The 4,582-nt window shown below is 61.8% G+C and carries 4 protein-coding genes; 2 read left to right on the plus strand and 2 right to left on the minus strand.

The genetic code is table 11. The features are described from left to right. Positions 1–472: 472 nt before the first annotated feature. Complete coding sequence (locus AC1DW2_RS40945; RefSeq protein WP_477008892.1) at positions 473–1,060, plus strand: hypothetical protein; 588 nt, start codon at positions 473–475, stop codon at positions 1,058–1,060. Positions 1,061–1,324: 264 nt separating this feature from the next. On the opposite strand, the gene AC1DW2_RS40950 is transcribed toward AC1DW2_RS40945, so the two are convergent. Both AC1DW2_RS40950 and AC1DW2_RS40955 read right to left on the minus strand, forming a co-directional pair. Then, positions 1,325–2,416, minus strand: a complete 1,092-nt coding sequence (locus AC1DW2_RS40950) for a TRAP transporter substrate-binding protein (RefSeq protein WP_354114525.1) — start codon at positions 2,414–2,416, stop codon at positions 1,325–1,327. 330 nt (positions 2,417–2,746) lie between these two features. Further along, a complete protein-coding gene (locus tag AC1DW2_RS40955) occupies positions 2,747–3,838 on the minus strand; it encodes a TRAP transporter substrate-binding protein (RefSeq protein ID WP_063986726.1) in 1,092 nt (363 codons plus the stop codon). Between the two features lie 292 nt (positions 3,839–4,130). Here AC1DW2_RS40955 and AC1DW2_RS40960 point away from each other — a divergent pair. Beyond that, positions 4,131–4,582, plus strand: a 452-nt coding sequence (locus tag AC1DW2_RS40960) for an NAD-dependent epimerase/dehydratase family protein (protein WP_477008893.1), incomplete at its 3' end; no start/stop codon positions are given.

The raw sequence follows: 4,582 nt of genomic DNA on the forward strand, positions 1-4,582 counted from the left end.
CGATCCGGCGTCGCGCTGGCGATGGAACGTCTAGATCCCGCGGCGCGAGCAGAAGACGTGGCTTCGCGCGGTGCGTCTTCCATTCGTCGACCAACAGCAGATCTTTGCCGCTCTCAACGCTGCGCACGCTCTCGTGCACCTTCGTCATCAGCGCATTTTTCTGCCGGCGCAGTGATCAGTTGCAGGTAGTGATTTCAGGTGATTCCTGACACCAGGCTGAACGCCACCGCGTCGCAAATGGCAGGCGCCTCGAGAGGTCGGCAAGCAGATGGATTGCAGGCAGAACAATGTTTGGTGATCGCGGGACCCACCACAGGGTTGTGATCATTCAGCCATGATCGGCCCTTAGCAGACGCAAGCGGAGTTCATGCGCAGTTCATTCCAGGCTCCCTAGTTTTTCCGTCGTCGAGACCTTCGATTGCCAAGACCTTCCGCTGACAACACCAACCATCCCCTTCAGGAGGAGACTCCCATGCCAGCATTGCTTCGTCCCGCCCTCACCGCGTTCGGCGTCGCGTGCCTTCTGTCCGCCGCATCGCTCGCCTCCTCCGGCGCCGCGTTCGCGCAGGCCAAGCAGGCAGCGCCGGCTCCGCAGGCCGCGCCCGCGCAGGCGCCCAGCCTCAAGCAGATCGCGCTGACCGACAAGCAGCTCGACGGCGTGCTCGCCGCGCAGAAGGACATGGATGCGATCACGGAAAAGCTGCCGGAGAACACCGCGCCCGACCAGAAGGTGATCGGCCAGCTCGACGGCGTCGCCAAGAAGAACGGCTTTGYCGGCTATGACGATTACAACAACGTCGTCGACAACATCAGCCTCGTGCTCGGCGGCTTCGATCCCGCGACCAAGAAATATGTCGGCACGGAAGCCGTCATCAAGGCGCAGATCGCGCAGGTCCAGGCCGACAAGAAGATGCCGGCCAAGGACAAGAAGGAAGCGCTCGATGAGCTCAACGAAGCGCTGAAGACGCCGGCGCCGCAGGTCGAGAACAAGGCCAACATCGATCTGGTCGGCAAGTACTACGACAAGCTGGTTGCCGCGCTGGGTGACGATCAGAACTGAGCGCTATTACGGCAAGCGCCCGCCACACTCACAGCTGTCATGCCCCGGCTTGACCGGGGCATCCAGTACGCCGCAGCCGATGTGGCGAGAGCGAGCCCTCCAATATGGGCCTCTGGAGTACTGGATCGCCCGGTCAAGCCGGGCGATGACAGCGTTGGTGTGGTTCGGGCTCTCGCCTTATCGCGCTCTTGATCCCGAAACAAAAAGCCCCGGAGACATCTCCGGGGCTTTCGTCGTTTGTGGCGCTGCGCTTCGCTTAACGCCTCACGTCCGTGTCCGCATCCGCATCATGAAGCTGTCGTAGCTGAGCTCTGCCACCTGCATCCAGGCGAGCGACTCGTTCCTGAACGCCGACAGGCTCGTGTACAGCTTGTTGAAGTGCGGATTGGTCTTGTTGAGATCGGCGTAGATTTCGTGCGCGGCGCTGTAGCAGGCCTCGAGCACTTCCTGCGGGAACGGCTTCAGGATCGCGCCGGCCACCAGCAGACGCTTCAGCGCCGGCGGGTTGACGTAGTCGTATTTGCCGGTGACCCAGGTGAAGGTATCGCGTGACGCCATCTCGACCACGGATTGATAGTGCTTCGGCAGCGCGTTCCACTTGTCGAGATTCATGATGTTGTGGCCCTGGCCGGTGCCTTCCCACCAGCCCGGATAGTAGTAGTATTTCGCAACCTTCACGAAGCCGAGCTTCTCGTCGTCATAGGGGCCGACCCATTCGGCCGCGTCGATTGTGCCCTTCTCCAGCGCCGGATAGATGTCGCCGCCCGCGATCTGCTGCGGCACGCCGCCGACCTTGGCGATGATCGTGCCGGCGAAGCCGCCGACGCGGAATTTCAGTCCCCTGAAATCCTCCATCGACTTGATCTCCTTCCGGAACCAGCCGCCCATCTGGGCGCCGGTCGAGCCGGTGGGAATGCCGACCGTGTTGTATTCCTTCAGCAGGTCGTTGAGCATTTCCGTGCCGCCGCCGAACAGCAGCCAGGAGATATGCGCCCGCGTGTTCAGTCCGAACGGCAGCGAGGTGCCGAACGTGAAGGCGGGGTTCTTGCCCCAGTAATAATACAGCGCCGTGTTGCCCATCTCGACCGTGCCGTTCGAGACGGCATCGAGCACCTGCAGGCCCGGCACGATCTCGCCGGACGCGAACGGCTGGATCTGGAATTTGTTGTCGGTGGCCTCGGCCACGCGCTTGCAGAAATATTCGCAGCCGCCATAGAGCGTATCGAGCGCCTTGGGCCAGCTCGCGGCGAGCCGCCATCTCACTTCCGGCGAAGACTGCGCGATGGCCGGCGCAGCAACCGCTGTGCTTGCCGCCAGGCCAGCGCCTGTCACTTTTAGAAATTCACGACGTTTCATGCGTATCCCTCCGTTGTGCCGATTGCTCGACTAAGGGAACGATCTTCGTGTCGTCTTTTGCTTCGCCGAGAACCGAACTTGTCTTTGGTGAAGGTGTGAGTGTGTCCGACGGCCCTTTAGGGCTCTTTGTGGATCCCGTACGTTGCGGTTCCGCCCATCAGGATGACCGGTCGCTTTGCGATAATCAAGCGTCGTCGGAACGCTCGCAGTTGCGAAGCCGATTGGGACAACCAGGTTTGGTCCGAAACCAGAACCAAAGMACGTAAAACCCCGGAGATGGCAGCATCTCCGGGGCTTCTCCGTCTTTAGTCGTGTGAGCCGCTCAGCGCCTCACGTCTTGGTCCGCATCCGCGCCATGAAGCTGTCGTAGCTCAGCTCGGCCACCTGCGTCCAAGGCAACGAGTCATTCTTGAACGCGGTCATGCTCGCATGCATCTTGCCGAAATGCGGATTGGTCTTGGACAGGTCGGCATAGATCTCGTTGGCGGTGTTGTAGCAGGCCTCGAGCACTTCCTGCGGGAAGCCCCTGAGGATCGCGCCGTTCACGATCAGCCGCTTCAGCGCCGGAGCATTCACCGCATCGTACTTGCCGGTGATCCAGGTGAAGGTGTCGCGTGACGCCGCGTCGATCGCCGCCTGATAGTGCTTGGGCAGCGCGTTCCACTTCTCGATGTTCATGATGTTGTGGCCCTGGCTCGTGCCTTCCCACCAGCCGGGATAGTAGTAGTACTTCGCGACCTTGGCGAAGCCGAGCTTCTCGTCGTCATAGGGACCAACCCATTCGGCCGCGTCGATGGTGCCCTTCTCCAGCGCCGGATAGATGTCGCCGCCGGCGAGCTGCTGTGGCACGCAGCCGAGCTTGGCGAGGATCGTGCCGGCAAAGCCGCCGATACGCATCTTCAGGCCCTTGAGGTCGTCGACCGTCTTGATCTCCTTCCTGAACCAGCCGCCCATCTGCGCGCCGGTCGATCCGGTCGGGATGCCGTAGACGTTGTGCTCCTTCAGGAGGTCGTTGACGAGATCCTGTCCGCCGCCCCACAGCAGCCAGGAAATCTGCTGGCGCGTGTTCAAGCCGAACGGGAGGGCAGTTGCGAACGTGAATGCGGGGTTCTTGCCCCAATAGTAATAAAGCGCGGTATTGCCGATCTCGACCGTGCCGTTCGACACGGCGTCGAGCACCTGCAGGCCCGGGACGATCTCGCCCGCCGCAAAAGGCTGGATCTGGAATTTGTTGTCGGTAATGTCGGCGACCTGCTTGCAGAAATATTCGCAGCCGCCATAGAGCGTATCGAGGGCTTTCGGCCAGCTCGTGGCGTAGCGCCACCTGACCTCGGGCGACGACTGCGCGATCGCGGGCGCAGCCACTGCTGTGCTCGCGGCCAGGCCGACGCCTGTCACCTTCAGAAAATCACGACGTTTCATGCGCATCCCTTCCATTGCGTCGATGCATCGACCAGGGAACGATCTTGCTGTCGTCTTGTCTTCGTCGAGGATCGACGTTCTCTTGTTGAGATTTGTTTGAGCGTTTCCGAATGGCCCTGATGGGCTCTTGTTGCTGGAAGCCGAGCGTTGCGGTTCCGTCAGCAAGGATGACCGGACGCCCTGCGATAATCAAGCCTGATGCCGTCCTCGCAAGTGCGAACGCGGGCCAGACGCAAGTCGGAACCATCAGCGATCTGCTACGCGATTAGGCAATAACAAGGGAGGCTCGCGCATGACGAGCAAAAAGGTCGTGGTCGCTGGGGCAACCGGTCTCGTCGGCAACGCCGCGTTGCGACACTTCGGCACATCCAGCCCCTGCGAGGTCATCGCGCTGTCGCGGCGCAAGCCGCGCGGCCTCTACGGCGCCCGCCATGTCCCGATCGACCTTACCAGCGAAGCCGATTGCCGCCGTGCCGCGGCCGAGCTTCAGGGCGCCACCCATTTGATCTACGCCGCGCTCTACGAGGCGCCACAGCTCGTCGATGGTTGGCGCGATCCGCAGCAGATCAAGACCAATGATCTGATGTTGCGCAATTTGATGGCCGCGCTCGAGCCGGTCGCGCCGGACCTCAAGCATGTCGCTCTGTTGCAGGGCACCAAGGCCTACGGGGTTCACGTTCGCCCCCTGACGGTGCCGGCGCGCGAAGGCCGCTCCGAGATGTACGAGCAGCCCAACTTTTATTG

The sequence above is a fragment of the Bradyrhizobium sp. P3_C3 genome, from assembly GCF_056402655.1.